At 70.0% G+C, this 19,152-nt stretch carries 17 protein-coding genes and 2 tRNA genes; 5 read left to right on the top strand and 14 right to left on the bottom strand.

The window, feature by feature from the left end:
* Nucleotides 1–115 precede the first annotated feature (115 nt).
* The 3 genes from ndk to ACFWBN_RS35570 all read right to left on the bottom strand — a co-directional run bounded on the left by ndk (nt 116) and on the right by ACFWBN_RS35570 (nt 2,477).
* On the bottom strand, nt 116–526 hold the full coding sequence (ndk, locus tag ACFWBN_RS35580) for a nucleoside-diphosphate kinase (protein ID WP_030710854.1): 411 nt from the start codon (nt 524–526) through the stop codon (nt 116–118).
* 64 nt (nt 527–590) lie between these two features.
* Nucleotides 591–959 carry a DUF4233 domain-containing protein gene (locus tag ACFWBN_RS35575; protein ID WP_385184505.1) on the bottom strand — a complete coding sequence of 123 codons (369 nt, stop codon included), beginning with the start codon at nt 957–959 and terminating at the stop codon, nt 591–593.
* A 3-nt stretch (nt 960–962) separates the two neighbouring features.
* Nucleotides 963–2,477 carry a bifunctional folylpolyglutamate synthase/dihydrofolate synthase gene (locus ACFWBN_RS35570; protein ID WP_385184502.1) on the bottom strand — a complete coding sequence of 505 codons (1,515 nt, stop codon included), beginning with the start codon at nt 2,475–2,477 and terminating at the stop codon, nt 963–965.
* A gap of 117 nt (nt 2,478–2,594) precedes the next feature.
* Between ACFWBN_RS35570 and ACFWBN_RS35565 the strand changes: the two genes are divergently transcribed.
* Entirely contained in the window at nt 2,595–3,644 is a 1,050-nt protein-coding gene (locus ACFWBN_RS35565) for a rod shape-determining protein (protein WP_385184499.1), read from the top strand.
* A gap of 12 nt (nt 3,645–3,656) precedes the next feature.
* Here ACFWBN_RS35565 and ACFWBN_RS35560 read toward each other — a convergent pair whose 3' ends face one another.
* From ACFWBN_RS35560 to ACFWBN_RS35550, 3 genes are all read right to left on the bottom strand, one after another.
* The gene (locus ACFWBN_RS35560; RefSeq protein ID WP_385184497.1) at nt 3,657–4,805 is read right to left on the bottom strand and encodes a sensor histidine kinase; all 1,149 of its coding nucleotides are present in this window, start codon (nt 4,803–4,805) and stop codon (nt 3,657–3,659) included.
* Nucleotides 4,806–5,008: 203 nt separating this feature from the next.
* Nucleotides 5,009–7,630 carry a valine--tRNA ligase gene (locus tag ACFWBN_RS35555; RefSeq protein ID WP_385184494.1) on the bottom strand — a complete coding sequence of 874 codons (2,622 nt, stop codon included), beginning with the start codon at nt 7,628–7,630 and terminating at the stop codon, nt 5,009–5,011.
* An 18-nt stretch (nt 7,631–7,648) separates the two neighbouring features.
* On the bottom strand, nt 7,649–8,881 hold the full coding sequence (locus tag ACFWBN_RS35550) for an RNA-guided endonuclease InsQ/TnpB family protein (protein ID WP_385184537.1): 1,233 nt from the start codon (nt 8,879–8,881) through the stop codon (nt 7,649–7,651).
* Between the two features lie 193 nt (nt 8,882–9,074).
* Between ACFWBN_RS35550 and ACFWBN_RS35545 the strand changes: the two genes are divergently transcribed.
* Complete coding sequence (locus ACFWBN_RS35545; RefSeq protein ID WP_385184491.1) at nt 9,075–9,983, top strand: hypothetical protein; 909 nt, start codon at nt 9,075–9,077, stop codon at nt 9,981–9,983.
* A gap of 98 nt (nt 9,984–10,081) precedes the next feature.
* On the opposite strand, the gene clpX is transcribed toward ACFWBN_RS35545, so the two are convergent.
* The 5 genes from clpX to ACFWBN_RS35520 all read right to left on the bottom strand — a co-directional run bounded on the left by clpX (nt 10,082) and on the right by ACFWBN_RS35520 (nt 14,770).
* The gene (gene clpX, locus ACFWBN_RS35540) at nt 10,082–11,368 is read right to left on the bottom strand and encodes an ATP-dependent Clp protease ATP-binding subunit ClpX (protein WP_361310959.1); all 1,287 of its coding nucleotides are present in this window, start codon (nt 11,366–11,368) and stop codon (nt 10,082–10,084) included.
* A gap of 153 nt (nt 11,369–11,521) precedes the next feature.
* Nucleotides 11,522–12,193 (bottom strand): ATP-dependent Clp protease proteolytic subunit, encoded by a 672-nt coding sequence (locus ACFWBN_RS35535; RefSeq protein WP_328925722.1) that lies wholly within the window; start codon nt 12,191–12,193, stop codon nt 11,522–11,524.
* A gap of 67 nt (nt 12,194–12,260) precedes the next feature.
* Nucleotides 12,261–12,878 (bottom strand): ATP-dependent Clp protease proteolytic subunit, encoded by a 618-nt coding sequence (locus tag ACFWBN_RS35530; protein ID WP_385184487.1) that lies wholly within the window; start codon nt 12,876–12,878, stop codon nt 12,261–12,263.
* Between the two features lie 239 nt (nt 12,879–13,117).
* Entirely contained in the window at nt 13,118–14,506 is a 1,389-nt protein-coding gene (gene tig, locus ACFWBN_RS35525; RefSeq protein WP_385184484.1) for a trigger factor, read from the bottom strand.
* Nucleotides 14,507–14,693: 187 nt separating this feature from the next.
* A tRNA-Pro gene (locus ACFWBN_RS35520) sits at nt 14,694–14,770 on the bottom strand.
* Nucleotides 14,771–14,950: 180 nt separating this feature from the next.
* On the opposite strand from ACFWBN_RS35520, the gene ACFWBN_RS35515 reads away from it, so the two are divergent.
* Nucleotides 14,951–15,021, top strand: a tRNA-Gly gene (locus ACFWBN_RS35515).
* Nucleotides 15,022–15,170: 149 nt separating this feature from the next.
* Here ACFWBN_RS35515 and ACFWBN_RS35510 read toward each other — a convergent pair.
* The 3 genes from ACFWBN_RS35510 to ACFWBN_RS35500 form a co-directional block, all read right to left on the bottom strand.
* Entirely contained in the window at nt 15,171–15,365 is a 195-nt protein-coding gene (locus ACFWBN_RS35510; protein WP_150519620.1) for a hypothetical protein, read from the bottom strand.
* Nucleotides 15,366–15,541: 176 nt separating this feature from the next.
* A complete protein-coding gene (locus ACFWBN_RS35505; protein WP_385184480.1) occupies nt 15,542–15,997 on the bottom strand; it encodes an HD domain-containing protein in 456 nt (151 codons plus the stop codon).
* Nucleotides 15,994–17,382: a pyridoxal phosphate-dependent decarboxylase family protein gene (locus ACFWBN_RS35500; RefSeq protein WP_385184477.1), complete on the bottom strand. Its 1,389-nt coding sequence runs from the start codon at nt 17,380–17,382 to the stop codon at nt 15,994–15,996. Before ACFWBN_RS35500 ends, ACFWBN_RS35505 begins: the two co-directional genes overlap by 4 nt.
* A 658-nt stretch (nt 17,383–18,040) precedes the next feature.
* Here ACFWBN_RS35500 and ACFWBN_RS35495 point away from each other — a divergent pair.
* Nucleotides 18,041–18,463, top strand: coding sequence for a DUF4232 domain-containing protein (locus ACFWBN_RS35495; protein ID WP_385184475.1), 423 nt, complete (start codon nt 18,041–18,043; stop codon nt 18,461–18,463).
* On the top strand, nt 18,460–19,062 hold the full coding sequence (locus tag ACFWBN_RS35490; protein WP_385184534.1) for an AAA family ATPase: 603 nt from the start codon (nt 18,460–18,462) through the stop codon (nt 19,060–19,062). Before ACFWBN_RS35495 ends, ACFWBN_RS35490 begins: the two co-directional genes overlap by 4 nt.
* Nucleotides 19,063–19,152 lie beyond the last annotated feature (90 nt).

The raw sequence follows: 19,152 nt of genomic DNA, 5'->3' as shown, positions 1-19,152 counted from the left end.
TACTTCGGTCGCCCCAGGTAGTGAGCGCTATTTGGCTGATGTCACGTCAGGAAAGAGTGCCCGAAACGATCCCTGAGCGAGGCCTGAGCGAGGCCTGGACGGGCCCGCCGGGCGCTCAGAGAGCGGGGAAGAACAGCTTCAGCTCGCGCTCCGCCGACTCCTCGGAATCCGAGGCGTGGATCAGGTTCTCCCGGGTGACGGTGCCGAAGTCGCCCCGGATGGAGCCCGGCGCCGCGGCAATCGGGTCAGTGGGTCCGGCCAGCTGGCGGACACCCTCGATCACGCGCTCGCCTTCGACCACGAGGGCGACGACCGGACCGCTGGCCATGAAGCCCATGAGCGGCTCGTAGAACGGCTTGCCCTTGTGCTCGCCGTAGTGCGTCTCCAGGGTCTCCTGGTCCAGCGTGCGCAGCTCCAGCGCGGGGATGGTCCAGCCGGCCTTCCGCTCGATGCGGCCGATGATCTCGCCGACCAGGCCCCGCCGGACGGCGTCGGGCTTCAGCAGGACGAGGGTGCGCTGGGTCATGTTGCGGCTCCTTGCGGCATACGGGTGCGGTAGGACGAATCTACAGGGCTGACAAGGTGACCCGTCACGCAGCGTCAGGGGTCCCGGGGGGCGTCTGCGCCTCCTGCGCGGCCGCCCACCGGGCCTTGATCGTGTCGATCTTGCGGCCGTAGTGCACCGAGCACCACCACAGGACGGCGAAGACCGCGCCGAGGAAGAACATCGTCGGAACGACGAACCCGCTCGCGATCAGGCCGATCTGCAGGGCCCAGCCCAGCTGGACCGCCCCGGGGCGCGAGAGCATCCCGCACAGCAGGACCGACAGCAGCATCGTGACCCCGCACACCGTCCAGACCGTTGCCTGGGTCAGGTCCGGGTCCTTCATGGCCACCAGGCCCGCGAAACCGATCACGAAGAACTCGCCGATCAGCGTGCTCGCACACAGCGTGCGCATCCCTCAGCCCCTCTTCAGCAGCAGGCGGGCCTCGCCCACCGTGATCACGGAACCGGTCACCAGGACCCCGGCCCCTCCGTACTCGGCCTCTTCCTCCGCCAGGGTGATCGCCGCCTCCAGGGCGTCGTCCAGCCGCGGCTCCACCTGCACCCGGTCCACGCCGAAGACCTCGACCGCGATGGCCGCCAGCTCGTCCGCGCCCATGGCCCGGTGGCTGGAGTTCTCCGTCACCACCACCTCCGCGAAGATCGGCTCGAAGGCCTCCAGCACCCCGCGGATGTCCTTGCCCTCGCTCGCGGCCACGACACCGATCAGCCGGCTGAACCCGAAGGACTCGGTGACCGCCTCCGCGGTGACCGCCGCGCCCGCCGGGTTGTGCGCCGCGTCCAGGACCACCGTCGGGCTGCGCCGCACGACCTCCATGCGGCCCGGCGAGGTCACCGAGGCGAAGGCCCTGCGCACGGTCTCCACGTCCAGGACGCGCGCCCGCTCCTGGCCGATCCCGAAGAAGGCCTCGACCGCCGCCAGCGCCACCGCCGCGTTGTGCGCCATGTGCGCGCCGTGCAGCGGCAGGAAGATGCCGTCGTACTCCCCGCCCACGCCGCGCAGCGTCAGCTGCTGCCCGCCGACCGCGACCTCGCGCGCGACCACGCCGAACTCCATGCCCTCGCGGGCCACCGTCGCGTCGACCTCGACGGCCTTCTTCAGCAGCACCTGGGCCGCGTCCACCGGCTGCTGCGCCAGGATGACGGTCGCGCCCTGCTTGATGACGCCGCCCTTCTCCACGGCGATCTCGCCCGGCGTGGAGCCGAGCCGGTCCGTGTGGTCCAGGCTGATCGGGGTGACCACGGCGACCGAGGCGTCGATGACGTTGGTCGCGTCCCAGCTGCCGCCCATGCCGACCTCGACCACGGCCGCGTCGATCGGAGCGTCCGCGAAGGCCGCGTACGCCATTCCGGTGAGCACCTCGAAGAAGGACAGCCGGTACTCCTCGGCGGCGTCGACCATCTCCACGTAGGGCTTGATGTCGTGGTACGTCTCGACGAACCGCTCGGCGCTGATCGGCGCCCCGTCGAGGCTGATCCGCTCGGTGATCGACTGCACGTGCGGGCTGGTGTAGCGCCCGGTGCGCAGCTCGAAGGCGTTCAGCAGGGCCTCGATCATGCGGGCCGTGCTGGTCTTGCCGTTGGTGCCGGTGACGTGGATGGAGGGGTACGCGCGCTGCGGCTCGCCCAGCACGTCCATCAGCGCCGCGATCCGCGACACGGACGGCTCCAGCTTGGTCTCGCCCCAGCGGGTGGCCAGCTCCTGCTCCACCTCCAGCAGCGCCTTCGCCACCTCCGGGTCGGTCGGCAGGGCGGGTACCGGGTCGCCCTGCGGCGGTCCGGCCTGGGCGCGCAGGGTACGGCTGCCGGCCTCGATCACCGCCAGGTCGGGGTCGCGGTCGGACTCTTCCGCCACGATCTGATCGAACTCGTCGAAGGTGCCGTCGTGGCTCTCGGGCTGCTGCTCACTCACACGCCCAGTCTACGGACGAGGACCCCCAGGACTTTCGACCCGGGCGTTTCGGGACTTTCGGCGGGCGGGGCGACCAGATCGTCATGCAAGCCTTGCGGGCAGGAGATAGGGGAACAAATGCCGCAGGCAAGCACCAACAAGACAGCTTCCAGCCGCGACATAGGGATAGACCTGGGGACCGCCAACACCCTCGTCTACGCACGGGGGCACGGAATCGTCCTGAACGAGCCGTCGGTGGTCGCCGTGAAGGCCGGAACCACCACCGCGCTGGCCGTCGGGACGGAGGCCAAGGAGACCATCGGGCGCACCCCCGGCTCCATCACCGCGATCCGCCCCCTCAAGGATGGCGTGATCTGCGACTACGAGGCCGCCGAGGAGATGATCCGGCACTTCGTGCGCAAGGCGGTCCCCGGCCGGCGCCCCCGCACCCGGATGGTGATCTGCGTGCCCTCCGGGGTCACCCAGGTCGAGCGGCGGGCCATCATCCACGCCTCCACCCGGGCCGGCGCCAAGGCCGTGCACCTGATCGAGGAGCCGATGGCCGCCGCGATCGGCGCCGGGCTGCCGGTGGCCGAACCCCGCGGCTCGATGGTCGTGGACATCGGCGGCGGCACCTCCGAGGTGGCCGTCATCTCCCTGGGCGGCATCGTCACCGCCCAGTCGCTGCGCGTCGGCGGGGACCGGCTCGACGCGGCGATCATGGACTACGTCCGCAAGGAGCACGCCCTGCTCATCGGCGAGCGCACCGCCGAGGACGTCAAGGTGGCCATCGGCTCGGCCTGGCCGGTGCCGGACCTGCCCGAGCTGGAGACCCGCACCTTCACCGTGCGGGGCCGCGAGAAGGTCGGCGGCATGCCGAAGACGCTGGAGCTGACCGCCCCGGACGTCCGGGCCGCGCTCGACGAGCCCGTCGAGGCGATCATCGCCGCCGTGCGCACCACCCTGGAGGAGTGCCCGCCCGAGCTCTCCGGCGACGTCATGGAGCACGGCATCGTCCTCACCGGCGGCGGCGCGCTCCTGCCCGGCCTGGACCTGCGGATGGCCTCCGCGACCGGCATCCCGGTCTTCGTCGCCGACAACCCGCTGGACTGCGTGGCCCTCGGCTCGGGCCGCTGCGTCGAAGACCTGGACACGCTGAACGGCCTGCTGACCCCGGCCAAGGCCTAGCCGCCCCGCCCCCTACCCCCGGGGCAGCGTGGCCACGACGTGGTACGAGTCCTCCGTGCGCGTCGCCGTCAGGGTGCCGCCCAGGCTGCGCACGCGCTCGGACATGCTCGCGGTGCCCGAGCCCGCCGAGACGGGGGCCCGGCCCGGTGTCCGGTCGGGCAGCGCGTTGCTGACGGCGATCCGCAGCTGCGGGCCGTCCGCCGCGATCGACACCTCGATGGTCTCCCCGTGCGCGTGCTTGGCCGCGTTGGTCAGGCACTCCTGCACCACCCGGTAGACCGCCGCCTGCCGCAGCGGCGACAGCCCGTTCACCTCCGGATCCATGGCCAGCCGTACGGGCGAACCGGCCCGCCCGCTCTCCTCCGCGAGCGCCGGCAGCCCGTCGACACCCGGGGTCGAGGCCCGCTCCCCGCGCTGCACGATGATCTCGTTCAGCACCAGGTGGGCCCGGCGCGCAGTGTCGGCCAGCTCCTCGAAGTCCTTGGCGTACACCGTCTCGCGCGCCCGCATCGACAGCACCTCGGAGCGCACCGTCAGCAGGGTCAGCTCCCGCCCGACGAAGTCGTGGACGTCCCGGGCGACCGAGGTGCGCTCCTGCTGCACCGCCTGGAGCACGGCGGACTCGGCCCGCCGGGCGGTGAGCTCCGCCACCAGGTCATGGCGGTAGGCGGCTATGCCCACGGCGGAGGCGAGCACCCCGATCGGCACGACCAGGCTCAGGAAGGAGCTCAGGGTCTCGGCCCGGGGCTCGGGCCAGCCCGGCACGCTGAACACCACCAGCGCGAAGGCCACGTACCCGAGGGTGGCCAGGATCCCGGCCCGGCGGCCGCGGTAGCGGCCCACCGAGTACAGCGCGAACTGGATCAGGGTGAGCTCGTGCAGCCAGCCGATGAAGAGCAGCGCCGCGAGGAACGAGATCCACGGCAGGCGCCGCCGCACCAACAGCGTCGAACAGCCCGCGGCCAGCACCGCGGCGGCCAGCGGACCGTTGAGCGAGTTGTCGGCGGCGGCCAGGCCCGGCAGGTCCAGCGCCATCAGGGCGAGGCAGCTCAGCGCCGTGAGCACGTCCAGCGCCCGCGGCGAGCCCGCCCAGCTCTCGGTGAGCCGGCGGCCGGAGGCCACGGCCCAGTGGAGCGCCGAGGCGACGGGCTTGACGTGCATGCCCTCCATCATCCGTGGTGAGGGGCTCGGATCGAATCAGCCCGGACCATATAAAGAGTGATATCGGGCACTATGGCCCGGGTCGGACGACCCTGCGCACCCGCCGCGGACCTGTGATGCGGGCCCCCTCGCGGGGAAGCCATACGGGGAAGGCCCCCACATCGACCGACGGTGTGGGGGCCTTCGCGTGTCCGTACGCCGTACTAGGCGGCGGGCAGCGTCTCCAGCTGGGCCTGGATCCGGGCGATGTCCGCCTCGGCCTTGGCGAGCCGGCCCTTGATCTTGTCCACGACGTTGTCGGGGGCCTTGGCGATGAACGCCTCGTTCCCGAGCTTCGCCTCCGCCTGCTGCTTCTCCTTCTCGGCGGCGCCGAGGTCCTTGGTCAGGCGCTTGCGCTCGGCGGCCACGTCGATGGTGCCCGACAGGTCGAGCGCCACCGTCCCGCCGGCGACCGGGAGGGTCGCGGTGGCACTGAAGGCGTCGCCCTCCGGCTGGAGGCGCAGCACCTGGCGGATGGCGGCCTCGTGGGCGGCCAGCACGGTGCCGGACAGGTCCAGGCGGGCCGGAACCTTCTGCTTGTCGTCGAGGTTCTGCTCCTTGCGGAACCGGCGGACCTCGCGGACCAGGCTCTGGACGCCCTCGATCTCGGCCTCGGCGGCCGCGTCGCGGAAGCCACTGTCCTTCGGCCAGTCGGCGATCACGAGGGACTCACCGCCGGTCAGCGTCGTCCACAGGGTCTCGGTGACGAAGGGGACCACCGGGTGCAGCAGGCGCAGCATGACGTCGATGACCTCACCGAGGACCCGGGCGGAGGCCTTGGCCGGCTCGCCGCCCGCGAAGAAGGTCGTCTTCGACAGCTCCACGTACCAGTCGAAGACCTCGTCCCACGCGAAGTGGTACAGCGCCTCACTGAGCTTCGAGAACTGGAAGTCGTCGTAGTACGCGTCGACCTGCTCGACGGTCTTGTTCAGCCGGGACAGGATCCAGCGGTCGGTCGCCGACAGCTGCTCGACCGGGGGCAGGTCGCCCTCGATCGTCGCGCCGTTCATCAGCGCGAAGCGCGTGGCGTTCCAGATCTTGTTGGCGAACTTGCTGGAGGCCTGGACCCAGTCCTCGCCGATCGGCACGTCGGTGCCCGGGTTGGCGCCCTTGGCCAGGGTGAAGCGGACGGCGTCGGAGCCGTACTTGTCCATCCAGTCCAGCGGGTCGACGACGTTGCCGAAGGACTTCGACATCTTCTTGCCGCGCTCGTCGCGGACCAGGCCGGTCAGCGCGATCGTCTTGAAGGGGACCTCGCCGTCCATGGCGTACAGGCCGAACATCATCATCCGGGCGACCCAGAAGAAGATGATGTCGTGGCCGGTCAGCAGGACGTCGGTGGAGTAGAACTTCTCCAGGTCCGGGGTCTTCTCCGGCCAGCCGAGCGTGGAGAACGGCCACAGGCCGGACGAGAACCAGGTGTCGAGGACGTCGGTGTCCTGGGTCCAGCCCTCCCCCGTCGGCGCCTCGTCGTCCGGGCCGAGGCAGACGACCTCGCCGTCCGGGCCGTACCAGACCGGGATCCGGTGGCCCCACCACAGCTGGCGCGAGATGCACCAGTCGTTGAGGTTGTCGACCCAGTCGAAGTAGCGCTTCTCCATCTCCTGCGGGTGGATCGCGACGCGGCCGTCGCGGACCGCGTCACCGGCGGCCTTGGCGAGGGTCTCGACCTTGACCCACCACTGGAGGGACAGGCGGGGCTCAACGGTGGTGGAGCAGCGCGAGCAGTGCCCGACGGAGTGCAGGTACGGGCGCTTCTCGGCGACGATGCGGCCCTGCCCGCGCAGGGCGCCGACGACCGCGGAACGCGCCTCGTAGCGGTCCAGGCCGAGGAAGGGGCCGTGGACGGTGATGACGCCGTGCTCGTCCATGATCGTCATGTTGGCCAGGCCGTGGCGCTGGCCGATCGCGAAGTCGTTCGGGTCGTGCGCCGGGGTCACCTTGACGCAGCCGGTGCCGAACTCGGGGTCGACGTGGGCGTCCGCGACGACCGGGATGGAGCGGTCGGTGAGCGGCAGCTTGATGAGCTTGCCGACCAGGTGCTTGTAGCGCTCGTCGTCCGGGTGGACGGCGATGGCCGTGTCACCGAGCATCGTCTCGGCGCGCGTGGTCGCGACGACGAGCGTGTCCTCGCCCTCGCCGTACTTGATGGACACGAGCTCGCCCGCGTCCTCCTGGTACTCCACCTCGATGTCGGAGATGGCCGTCAGACAGCGGGGGCACCAGTTGATGATGCGCTCGGCGCGGTAGATCAGCCCGTCGTCGAAGAGCTTCTTGAAGATCGTCTGGACGGCCTTGGACAGGCCCTCGTCCATCGTGAACCGCTCACGGCTCCAGTCGACGCCGTCACCCAGCCGCCGCATCTGGCCGAGGATCTTGCCGCCGTACTCTTCCTTCCACTGCCAGACCCGCTCGACGAACTCCTCGCGGCCCAGGTCGTGGCGGGACTTGCCCTCCTCGGCGAGCTGCTGCTCGACCTTGTTCTGGGTCGCGATGCCGGCGTGGTCCATGCCGGGCAGCCACAGCGACTCGAAGCCCTGCATCCGCTTGCGGCGGGTCAGCGCGTCCATGAGCGTGTGCTGGAAGGCGTGCCCCAGGTGCAGGGACCCGGTGACGTTCGGCGGCGGGATGACGATCGTGTACGCGGGCTTCTCGCTCGCGGCGTCGGCCGTGAAGTACCCACGCTCTACCCAGCGCTCGTAGAGCTTCCCCTCCACCTCGGCCGGCGCGTACGAAGTCGGCAGTTCGGAGTTGGGGCTGCTGGGTGTCTGCGTGTTCTCGGTCACGGGCACAGTTTAGGGCCGTCACAGTCCAGCAATGAAACCGTTGACGTGCCGCTCGCCTTGTCGGCCGCGGCTTCCTGCTTCATCGCGCCGCGCCAGGGCTCTCGCCTTGGTCTTACCAGCGCTCCACAAGGCGTTTAGCCTGTCCGCCCGCCCGGCGGCCAGGGTATTGATCGCTGCGTTCTCGTCACGGTCGTGGACGGCCCCACACGCCGCACATGTCCACTCGCGAATGTTCAACGGCTTGGGCCCGTCACGGTGCCCACAAGTGGAGCAGACCTGCGAGGTCGGCTCGAAGCGACCGATCGTCCCGAAGTGACGGCCATGCTGGGCAGCCTTGTACTCCAGCATGTTCACGAAGGCTCCCCAGCCCGCATCGTGTACGGACTTGGCCAACCGGGTCCGGCCGAGGGCGTGCACCGCGAGGTCTTCCACGTACACCGCTTGGTTGTCGCGGATGATCCGTGTGGACGTCTTGTGGTGCCAGTCCCGCCGCCGGTCGGCCACCTTCGCATGCTGCCGGGCGACTTTGATCCGGGCCTTGGCCCGGTTATTGGACCCTTTTACCTTTCGCGACAGATCACGCTGGAGCCGTTTGAGCTTCTTCTCCGCCCGCCGCAGAAATCTCGGGGAGCTGATCTTCGTGCCGTCGGAGAGGACCGCGAACACCGTCAGGCCGAGATCGATGCCGACCTCGGCATCCAGCTGGGGAAGCACGTCCGCCCGGGTGGCGACGACGAAACTGGCGAAGTAGCGCCCGGCAGCGTCCTTGATGATCGTCAGCGAGGTCGGAGCGGCCGGCAACGGTCGCGACCACCTCACCTTCAGGTCGCCCACCTTGGCCACGTACACCCGTCCGCCATCCCGAAGGGTGAACGCGTTGGTATTGAGCCTGATGCACTGCCGCCGATCCTTCTTCGACTTGAAGCGCGGCGGGCCGAACCTCCGCCCCTTGCGATTGCCCTTCAACGAGTCGAAGAAGTTCTTGAACGCCGCGTCCAAGTCCCTCAGCGATTGCTGAAGCACCACGGCGGACACATCTGCCAGCCAGGCTCGCCCCTCACTGCGCTTGGCCTCCGGAATCAGTTCCTTGGACAGCGAAGCCGACGTCACGTAAGGCAACCCGGCTGCGTGGGCATTCACACGCGCCCGCAGGCAGTCGTTCCACACCACCCGCGCGCACCCGAAGGCCCGCGAAAGCGCATGACGCTGAGCGGCATCCGGATACACCCGGTAGTTGTAGCGAAGCTGCACACTCAGCACGGTAGGCATTCTCACGGCCTACGGGCCGATGTGAACGAAACTGTCCGCAAGCGGCCCCGTCTGACGACTTCATGCTGCAACAGGGGTAACAGTCCCGTACTGAACCGGACCCCGAGGTCACTGCCACCCCACGCTTCGGCCAGGATGTGTGAAACAGATAAGCAACCTCACAGGGGGACGCGGGATGAGCTACAACCAGCCGGGGCCTTACGGACAGCCGCAGCAGCCCGGACCCTACGGGCAGCAGCCCCCGCCGCCGCCCGGGCCCTACGGGCAGCCCGCGCCGCAGCCCGGGTACGGCTATCCGCAGCAGCCGGGCGTGCCGCCGCAGGGGTACCCGCAGCAGCCCCAGCAGCCGGGCTACGGCTACCAGCAGCCTCCGTACGGCGGGATGCCCCCGCAGCAGCCGAAGAAGTCCAAGGCCGGTGTGATCATCGCCGTGGTCGTCGCGGTCGCGCTGATCGCGGGCGGCGGCTGGTACTTCCTGAAGGGCGGCGGCGCCGGCGGCGCGGTCGCCGCCGACACCAAGGGCTACAAGCTGGTCGCCCCGGAGACGGTGGACGCCTTCAAGAAGGACCCGAAGTACACGCCGGACAAGTTCACCGACGAGGACAAGAAGGAAGCCGAGGCGGCGGGCGTCAAGGACCCCACCCAGGTGGGCATGGACTACGTGTCCGGTGACCCGAGCAACCCGCTGTCGGCCAAGGGGATCAACTTCCAGGGTGTCTACGGCGAGGTCGCCGACCCCGAGAAGGCCGTGGACGCGTACTTCGCGATGGCCAAGCTGAAGGCCGGCAAGGACGACAAGGACGGGACGGCCGAGCTCATCGGCAGCCCCAAGGCGATCACCCCGGCCGGCTTCAAGGGCGCCGTGCTGAAGTGCCAGGAGGCCAAGTTCGTCTCGAAGGACACCAAGTCCAAGGGACCCAAGGAGTTCACGATGCCGATCTGCATCTGGGGCGACTACAGCACCCTGAGCATGGTCAGCGCCCTGGACGTGTCCGCCATCCTCGGCGGCGGCAAGGGCTACACCCTGGAGCAGACCGCGGACTTCGCCGGGAAGCTCTACAACACCGCCCGCGTGAAGAAGTAGCAGCAGAAGTAGAAGCAGAGGCGCACGCGCGGCCGTACACATGCAGAAGGGGCGCCCCCGGTCCGGGGGCGCCCCTTCTGCGTGCGTCGCGCTTGCGGCTAGGCCGACTTCTCGTGCGGGCCCTGGTCCTTCGGGACGATCCGCGGCACCAGCGTCGGGTTGACGTTGGAGCGGACGACGTCCGCGGTGATGACCACGCGGGCCACGTCCTTGCGGGACGGCACCTCGTACATCACCGACATCAGGACCTCCTCCATGATGGCGCGCAGGCCGCGCGCGCCCGTCTGGCGGAGGATCGCCTGGTCCGCGATGGCTTCCAGCGCCTCGCGCTCGAAGTCCAGCTCGACACCGTCGAGTTCGAACAGCCGCTGGTACTGCTTCACCAGGGCGTTGCGCGGCTCGATGAGGATCTGGAGCAGGGCCTCGCGGTCCAGGTTGTGGACCGAGGTGATCACGGGGAGGCGGCCGATGAACTCGGGGATCATCCCGAACTTCACCAGGTCCTCCGGCATGACCTCCTGGAACTGGTTGCTCGCCTCGATCTCGCGCTTCGAGCGGATCGTCGCCGCGAAGCCGATGCCCTTGGCGCCCGCACGCGACTCGATGATCTTCTCCAGGCCGGCGAAGGCGCCGCCCACGATGAAGAGCACGTTCGTCGTGTCGATCTGGATGAACTCCTGGTGCGGGTGCTTGCGGCCGCCCTGCGGCGGGACGGAGGCCGTCGTGCCTTCCAGGATCTTCAGGAGGGCCTGCTGTACGCCCTCGCCGCTCACATCGCGGGTGATCGACGGGTTCTCGCTCTTGCGGGCGACCTTGTCGATCTCGTCGATGTAGATGATCCCGGTCTCGGCCTTCTTGACGTCGTAGTCGGCGGCCTGGATCAGCTTGAGCAGGATGTTCTCGACGTCCTCGCCGACGTACCCGGCCTCCGTCAGCGCCGTCGCGTCGGCGATGGCGAACGGGACGTTCAGCATGCGCGCGAGGGTCTGCGCGAGGAGGGTCTTGCCGGAGCCGGTGGGGCCGAGCAGCAGGATGTTGGACTTCGCGAGTTCGATCGCGTCGTCACGGCCCTGCGCGCCGCCGTTCTCGCCGGCCTGGACCCGCTTGTAGTGGTTGTAGACCGCTACGGAGAGCGCCTTCTTCGCCGGCTCCTGGCCGACGACGTAGCTCTCCAGGAACTCGTAGATCTCACGGGGCTTGGGGAGTTCCTCCCACCGGACCTCGGAGGTCTCCGCGAGTTCCTCTTCGATGATCTCGTTGCAGAGGTCGATGCACTCGTCGCAGATGTACACACCGGGTCCTGCGATGAGCTTCTTCACCTGCTTCTGGCTCTTTCCGCAGAACGAGCACTTGAGCAGGTCGCCGCCGTCACCGATGCGTGCCACGAGGTGCTTCCCCTTCGCCTGGGAGACGCCTGGTTCAGCGCTCCTGGTGCCTCATATCCGACGGTACCTTGCCGGGGGCCCCGAGCGGGGCCCCCTTGACGCGGTTCACATCGCCGAATTCGACGGCGTGTCCACGCCAATTGAAGGCAAGGATCAGTGCGAGCTCTTGCGGGTGGAGACGACCTGGTCGATCAGGCCGTACGCGAGAGCGTCCTCCGCAGTGAGGATCTTGTCGCGCTCGATGTCGTCGCGGATCTTCTCGATCGGCGTCGTCGAGTGCTTGGCCAGCATGGTCTCCAGCTGGTCGCGCATGCGCAGGATCTCGTTGGCCGCGATCTCCAGGTCGGAGAGCTGCTCGCGGCCGGTGCCGCCGGAGGGCTGGTGGATCAGCACACGGGCGTTCGGCAGGGCCATGCGCTTGCCGGGGGTGCCGGCGGCGAGCAGGACCGCGGCGGCGGAGGCCGCCTGGCCCATGCAGACCGTGGAGATGTCCGGCTTCACGAACTGCATCGTGTCGTAGATCGCCGTCAGCGCGGTGAAGGAGCCGCCGGGGCTGTTGATGTAGATCGAGATGTCGCGGTCCGGGTCCATCGACTCCAGGCACAGCAGCTGCGCCATGACGTCGTTGGCGGAGGCGTCGTCGATCTGCACGCCGAGGAAGATGATGCGCTCCTCGAAGAGCTTCGCGTACGGGTCGTACTCGCGCACGCCCTGCGAGGTGCGCTCGACGAAGCGCGGGATGACATAGCGGTTGTCCACCTGAGCGCCGGTGTAGAGGCCGCTCGCGGGAGAGAGGTTGTTCATGTGCATCTGGGTGTTCACCATCCTGGTGGCGTTCTGCGGGCTGAGGCTTGCCTGTACGGGCGGGCGTACGAGAGGTCGCGCGCCGGGATCAGGCCCCGGTGCCGCCGCCGCCCGGAACGTTGGACGCGGCCGAGATGATCTCGTCGATGAGGCCGTACTCCTTGGCCTCCACGGCGGTGAACCAACGGTCGCGGTCGCCGTCGCGGATGATCGCCTCGACAGTCTGACCCGAGTGGAACGCGGTGATCTCGGCCATGCGCTGCTTGGTGCGCAGCAGGTACTGGGCCTGGATCTTGATGTCCGACGCGGTGCCGCCGATGCCGGCGGAGCCCTGGTGCATCAGGATGTCGGTGTTCGGCAGGGCGAAGCGCTTGCCCTTGGCTCCACCGGTGAGCAGGAACTGGCCCATGGAGGCCGCCATGCCCATACCGATGGTGACGACGTCGTTCGGGATGTACTGCATGGTGTCGTAGACCGCCATGCCGGCCGTCACGGAGCCACCGGGGCTGTTGATGTACAGGTAGATGTCCTTCTCCGGCTCGGCGGCCAGGAGGAGGAGCTGTGCGGTGATCTTGTTGGCGATGTCGTCGTCGACCTGCTGGCCGAGGAAGATGATCCGCTCGCCGAGCAGCCGGTTGTAGACATGGTCGCCGAGGCCGCCACCGATGGACGGCTCACCCGCGGCGTAAGGCATCAGATTCGTCACGTATCCACCTGCTCGTCTCCGACGGCCATGTGCCGTCTCAGCGTCTCGTTCTGGGGCGCACCCGGCCCGTGCGGACATGTCCGCCGACGTCCGGGTAATGCAGAGCCCTCGTATTCATGGACCCTAACGCGCAGGTCGGACAACGCCATCCCGCTTCCCGAACTGTTCGCTGGGAGCGCAAGGTCCGGGGGCCTTCGGGGCACTGCTCGGGTCCTGCTCAGTGGGCTGCGCCCGGGGTGTTACTTGGCCTCTTCGGCCTTCACCTCGTCGTCACCGTCAACGGCGGCCTCGACGGTCTCGGTGACCTGCTCCTCGTCCTCGTCGGACAGGTCCACGACGTCACCGTTCGTGTCGACGACCTTGGCGGCCTCGACGACGACCGCGAGGGCCTTGCCGCGGGCGACCTCGCCGACCAGCATCGGAACCTGGCCGCCCTCGACGACCGCCTGGGCGAACTGGTCGGGGGACATGCCGGAGGAGGCGGCGCGGCGCATGAGGTGCTCGGTGAGCTCCTCCTGGTTGACGCCCAGCTTCTCCTTGTTGACCAGCGCGTCGAGGACGAACTGGGTCTTGATGCCCTTGACGGCCTGCTCGGAGGTCTCGGCGTCGAACTCCTCGACCGTCTTGCCCTGGAACTCCAGGTACTTCTCGATGGTCAGACCCATCTGGCCGAGCTGGTGGTGCTCGAGGTTGTGCTTGCGGGTCTGGACCTCGTCCTCGAGCAGCTTCTCGGGGATCGGGACCTCGACGAGCTCCAGCAGCTTCTCCAGGACGCGCTCCTGGGCCTGCGTGGCCTGGTCGTACTGCTTCATGTTCTCGAGGCGCTTGCGGCTGTCCGCCTTGAGCTCGTCGAGGGTGTCGAACTCGCTCGCCATCTGCGCGAACTCGTCGTCCAGCTCCGGGAGCTCCTTGGCGGAGACCTTGGTGACCTTGACGGTGACCTCGGCGTCCTTGCCCTCGGCGGAGCCGCCCTTCAGCTGGGAGGTGAAGGTGGCCTCGCCACCGGCCTCCAGGCCCTTGACGGCCTCGTCGATGCCCTCGAGGAGCTCGCCCGAGCCGATGGTGTAGGACACGTCGGAGGCGACGCCGTCCTCGAGCACCTCGCCGTCGACCTTGGCTTCGAGGTCGAGGGTGACGACGTCACCGTCGGCGGCGGCGCGCTCGACGTCCTTGGTGGACGCGAAGCGGCCGCGCAGCTGCTCGACCGACTTCTCGACGTCCTCGTCGGAGACCTCGATGGCGTCGACCTCGACCTCGATGCCGGAGTAGTCCGGGATCTCGATCTCGGGGCGCACGTCGACCTCGGCGGTGAAGGCCAGCAGTTCGCCGTCCTTCAGCTCCGTGATGTCGACCTCGGGCTGGCCCAGCGGGTTCAGGTCGGCCTCGTTGACCGCCTCGGTGTAGAACTTCGGGAGGGCGTCGTTGACGGCCTCCTCCAGCACCGCACCGCGGCCGAAGCGCTGGTCGATGACCCGGTTCGGGATCTTGCCCTTGCGGAAGCCCTTCACCGTGACCTGCTGGTTGATCTTCTTGTACGCCGCGTCGAGGCTGTCCTTGAGCTCCTCGAAGGGCACCTCAACAGTGAGCCGAACCCGAGTCGGGTTCAGGGTCTCCACGGCGCTCTTCACGGTTCGGTCTCCTTGTGGCTGACTGCTGGGGGTTCTGCCGTCACGCTGTGATTCAGCGGTTCAGCGGACTTCGGCCCGGTACATCAGACACACGGGCACGCAGCTTGCATAGTAACCGCAAGCGGCAATCAGCCCACAACGCGATCTTGTGGTGACCCTCGATGGAGCGTGAAGGCGACACTGCTGGTGGTCGGGGTGGCCGGATTCGAACCGACGACCTTCCGCTCCCAAAGCGGACGCGCTACCAAGCTGCGCCACACCCCGTCGGTGCGACACGTAGGGTACATGCCCGGAGACCCTCTGATGCGCGGGGTTTCCCGACTTCGTCGACGGGACTCTCCGGCAGCTCCCAGGCGCGCGACGCGAAAGCGGTGTGCGCTCCCCCGGCGCGACCCGCTAGGATGCTGTCCGTGCCGCGGTCCCCGGACCTGCGGCGCGCGCGTTGCGGGCGTAGCTCAATGGTAGAGCCCTAGTCTTCCAAACTAGCTACGCGGGTTCGATTCCCGTCGCCCGCTCTGAGTACTGAAGGGCCAGGTCAGAGGAAATCTCCTCGACCTGGCCCTTAGTCGTTCCCGGGGTGGTTCCGACCTGTCCAGTCTCAGCTGGGCATCCCGGGTACCCGGCGGGAGCCCAAGCAGGAGAGACGTGCCGCGCCGGCCGGCGGCTAGAGCTTGATGTTCGCGATCATCGTCGCGAGGGAGTTGAGGAAACGGTTCACGTCGTCCGCGATGGAGCTGGACGCCAGGAAGAAGCCGAAGAGGGCCGCGACGATGGCGGGGCCTGCCTTGATGTGGTTGCCGCGGATCAGCACCACCAGGATGACCGCCAACAGAACCACCACTGACAGCGAAATGGCCACTACTGATCACACCTTCGGTCGTCCCCTGGTCGGCCCGGGGCGCACGGCCACGCACACCCCCACATGGACCATCCTCCCACCAACAGGCCCCGCCTATCCGCCCGGTGGCGAATCACCATCGTTCCGTTTCCGCCAACCACACGTGCGCAGGGCATATTTCGGGCATGACGCCCGGGTCACGGGGTGGTGAGACCGAGGAGGGAGCGGACATACGCGTACTTCGCGGACAGCCGGTCGCGGGTGGGGCCGTCCAGTACGGAGAGCCGTACGGGGTCGGCGTTGTGCGCCAGGTCGGCCTCCTTGACGAGCAGGGCGCCGGGTGTGGCGAGGATGCGAGACGTGTACTGCTCGACCGGTTCGCCGGGGCGCTTGGTGACCGCGAGGACCATGTCCTTGACGGGCTGCGGGAGGGCGGCGGAATCCAGCCAGGTCAGGCTGAGGGCCTCGTCCTCGATCGCGTCGTGGAGCCAGGCCGCCGCCTGCTGTTCGGGGCTGCCGCCGCGCAGGCGGACGCCTTCGGCCACGGCCGCGAGGTGCTCGGCGTAGGGCCGGCCGGCCTTGTCCGTCTGGCCCTCGTGCGCGGTGCGCGCCAGGGCCTCGACCTCGATGAGGGTCAGGGGACGGCTCGTCATGCGATCTCCCTTGCTGCTGCTCCGAGGGCCTCCGCGGCCCGGCGTACATCCGCCTGCGTGGTGCGCCAGTTGGAGAACGCGGCGCGCAGGGCCGGGGTTCCCGCGTAGACGGTCGGGGTGACGAAGACCTCGGCGCCGACGGCCTCCCGGAGGGCCGTCAGGCGGGCCGGGGTGGGGTCGTCGGCGAGGGTGAAGCAGACGACGTTGAGGCGGACGGGGGCGAGGAGGCGGAGGCGGGGGTCGCGGGAGAGGCTTTCGCCGAGGGCGCGGGCGCAGGCGATGTCGCGTTCGACGATCTCCCGGTGGCCCTGGCGGCCGTAGGCGCGGAGCGTGAACCAGGCGGCGAGGGCGCGCAGCCGGTGGGAGTTCTCCGGGGTGAGGTGGACGAGGTCGGGGTGGTCGCCGAGGGGGCCGAGGTAGGCGGCGGCGTTCTGGAAGACGCGGGCCTGGAGGTCGCGGCGGCGGGTGAACTGGACGGCGCTGTCGTAGGGGACGTTGAGCCATTTGTGGAGGTCGACGCAGAGGGAGTCGGAGGCGTCGATGCCGTGGGCGAGGTGGGCGTGGTCCGGGGAGAGGGCGGCGAAGGCGCCGAAGGCGGCGTCGGTGTGCAGCCAGAAGTCGTGGCGGGCGCGGAGGGCGGCGATGGCGGGGAGGTCGTCGAAGTCGACGGTGTTGACGGTGCCCGCGTTGGCGACGACGACGGCGGGGCCGGGCGTGTCGGCGAGGGCGCGGTCCAGGGCGGCCGGGTCGACGGCCTCGCGGTCCGGCAGGGTCGGGACCCGGACGAGGGAGTTGCGGCCCAGGCCGAGGACGGAGAGGGCCTTGGCGATGGAGGAGTGCGGGGCGCCGGAGAGTACGCGGACGGGGCCGAGGGCGGCGGCGCCGTCGTCGGCCGGGGAGACGCCGAGGCGTTCGCCGAGCCATTCGCGGGCGATGGCGAGGCCGGTGGTGTTGGACATCGTGGCGCCGGAGACGAAGGTGCCGGTGTGGGCGTCGGAGAGGTGGAAGAGCGAGCGGAGCCAGCCGATGGTCTCGCGTTCGAGTTCCTGGCCGGCGCCGTCGAAGGAGGAGTTGGAGTTCTGGTCGTGGGCCGCGGTGAGCCAGTCCCCGGCGAGGGCGGCGGGGGTGGCTCCGCCGGTGACGAAGCCGAGGTAGCGGGGGCCGGCGGAGGCGGAGAGGCGGGGCTCCCAGCGGTCCCGGAAGGCGGCGAGGGCGGCTTCGGTGCCGGTGCCGTGCTCCGGGAGGGGCTCGGGGTCGTGCGGTTTCCCGGGGGGCGGTACGACGGGACGCGCGTCCAGGGCTGCGAGCGCGTCGGCGGCGGCGCGGCGGGTGGCGTCGAGGAGGTCGGGAAGCCGGGCGAGGTCGGCGGCGAGCGTGCGGTCCATGGGGGCACGGTAGGCGCGGGCGGGGCCGCGGGGGCGGGCCAATCGCGCACGAGTGGCCCGGGAGGGCGGCCGGGGGCCCGGAAGGGCCATCGGGGACGAGTCCCCCGTGGGCCGGTCCGGCGTGCGGAGCGGGGTGCCGGCGGGACCGGGGGCAGGTCATCGGGGGTTGAGGGACCGGCTCCGGGGCCGAGGGGCCGAGGGGATCGCCGCTGAGGGCGGTGCGGGGCGGGCCCGGGAGGCAGGGAGGGCCGCGAGGGCCGCGAGGGCCGCGAGGGCCGCGAGGGCCGCGAGGGCCGCGAGGGCCGCGAGGGCCGCGAGGGCCGCGAGGGCCGCCTCTGGGTGTGGTGCGGGGCGGGGCACGTGTGGGAGCGGCGGGGCCGGGGGTGAGTGGAGGGGCTGTGGGGCGGGTGGGTCGTAGGGTCGGGGGATGGTTGCCATGGGGTGGGTGCGGGGCGTGGTCGGGGGTTTGGTCGTGGCCGGGGTGCTGGCCGGGGTGGTGGGGTGCGGGACGCCGCCGGCGCCGCGGGCCGCGCCGGGGCCCACGGGGGTGCCGGTGGGGAAGCCCACCGCGGCGGCGACGGGGCCCGGGGTACCCGTAGGGAAGCCCACCGCGCCGGGGACGGGGCAGCCCTCCCAGCCGGCGTGTCCCGAAGGCGGGGTGCGGCTTCTCGAAGGGGTCGGGAACGCGGCGATGGGGCTGCGGGTGGCGGAGATCCAGCTGGTCAACTGCGGTGCCCAGCCGTACGTACTGGAGGGGTACCCGCAGGTCTCTCTGCGGGACGACAGGAACGATCCGGTGCAGGCCGCGGTCCAGCACGGGTGGGCGGACATCACCTCGGGAGGGCCGGGCGAGGACGCGGCGCCGGAGCAGGTGACGCTGGCGCCGGGGCAGGCCGCCTCGGTGTCGCTGGTGTGGCGCAACCTCGTCACCGACTCCACGGTGCCGGCCGTAACGGCGCGGATCGTGGAGATCGAGCCCCGGCCCGGTGCGCCCCGGCTGTGGCTGCGGCTCGGCGCTCCCGTCGACCTCGGGAACACCGGGAAGCTGGGGATCGGCCCGTGGACGGCGGTGGCCCGGTGATCGTGTGGCTCAACGGCCCCTTCGGGGGCGGCAAGACGCAGACGGCGTACGAGATCCGGCGGCGGCTGCCGGGCAGTGTCGTGTGCGATCCGGAGCACGTCGGCTTCGGGCTGCACCGGATGATGCCGGCGGAGCTGCACGGGGACTTCCAGGACCTTCCGGCGTGGCGGCAGGGCGTGTTCGAGGTACTGGACCTGGCGGCGCGGCGCCATCCGGGGCCGGTGCTGGTGCCGATGACCGTGACCGAGCCGGGCTACTTCGCCGAGACCGTCGGGCGGCTGCGCGAACGCGGCCACGAGGTACGGCACTTCGCGCTGCTGGCCGAGCGGGAGACCGTACTGCGGCGGCTGCGCGAGCGGGGGCTGGGGCGCGGGCTGAAGCGGGAGAGCTTCGCCGTGTCGCGGCTCGACGGGTGTCTGGCGGCGCTGAGCGCACCGGAGTTCGCGGAGCACCTGGCCACGGACCGGCTGACGGTGTCCGGGGTCGCCGACCGGGTCGCGGCCTCGGCGGGGCTCCGGCTGGCGCCGGACACCGACGGCGCGCTCCGGGGCAGGCTCCGGCGCGCGCTCGTCGGCGTACGGCACATCCGCTTCGACTAGGCAGTGTCTGATGGCTCTTTGATGAGATCGCGGAGCCAGATCACGATGGCTGCTGTGGCCAGGGTGCCGTTGAAGATGTAGTCGCGTTTG

Origin of the sequence: Streptomyces sp. NPDC059989, from assembly GCF_042736975.1 — a bacterium.
GTDB lineage: Bacteria > Actinomycetota > Actinomycetes > Streptomycetales > Streptomycetaceae > Streptomyces.
The sequence above is the reverse complement of the archived record's forward strand: the minus strand, read 5'-3'. Positions and strand labels throughout refer to the sequence as shown.

Excerpts from the sequence above, each read along its gene's own strand:
- ACFWBN_RS35565 (WP_385184499.1), top strand. The coding sequence starts at position 2,595 with ATGCCGCAGGCAAGCACCAACAAGACAGCTTCCAGCCGCGACATAGGG.
- ACFWBN_RS35560 (WP_385184497.1), bottom strand. The coding sequence starts at position 4,805 with ATGCACGTCAAGCCCGTCGCCTCGGCGCTCCACTGGGCCGTGGCCTCC.
- ACFWBN_RS35545 (WP_385184491.1), top strand. The coding sequence starts at position 9,075 with ATGAGCTACAACCAGCCGGGGCCTTACGGACAGCCGCAGCAGCCCGGA.
- ACFWBN_RS35500 (WP_385184477.1), bottom strand. The coding sequence starts at position 17,382 with ATGGACCGCACGCTCGCCGCCGACCTCGCCCGGCTTCCCGACCTCCTC.
- ACFWBN_RS35575 (WP_385184505.1), bottom strand. The coding sequence starts at position 959 with ATGCGCACGCTGTGTGCGAGCACGCTGATCGGCGAGTTCTTCGTGATC.
- ndk (WP_030710854.1), bottom strand. The coding sequence starts at position 526 with ATGACCCAGCGCACCCTCGTCCTGCTGAAGCCCGACGCCGTCCGGCGG.
- ACFWBN_RS35505 (WP_385184480.1), bottom strand. The coding sequence starts at position 15,997 with ATGACGAGCCGTCCCCTGACCCTCATCGAGGTCGAGGCCCTGGCGCGC.
- ACFWBN_RS35535 (WP_328925722.1), bottom strand. The coding sequence starts at position 12,193 with ATGGTGAACACCCAGATGCACATGAACAACCTCTCTCCCGCGAGCGGC.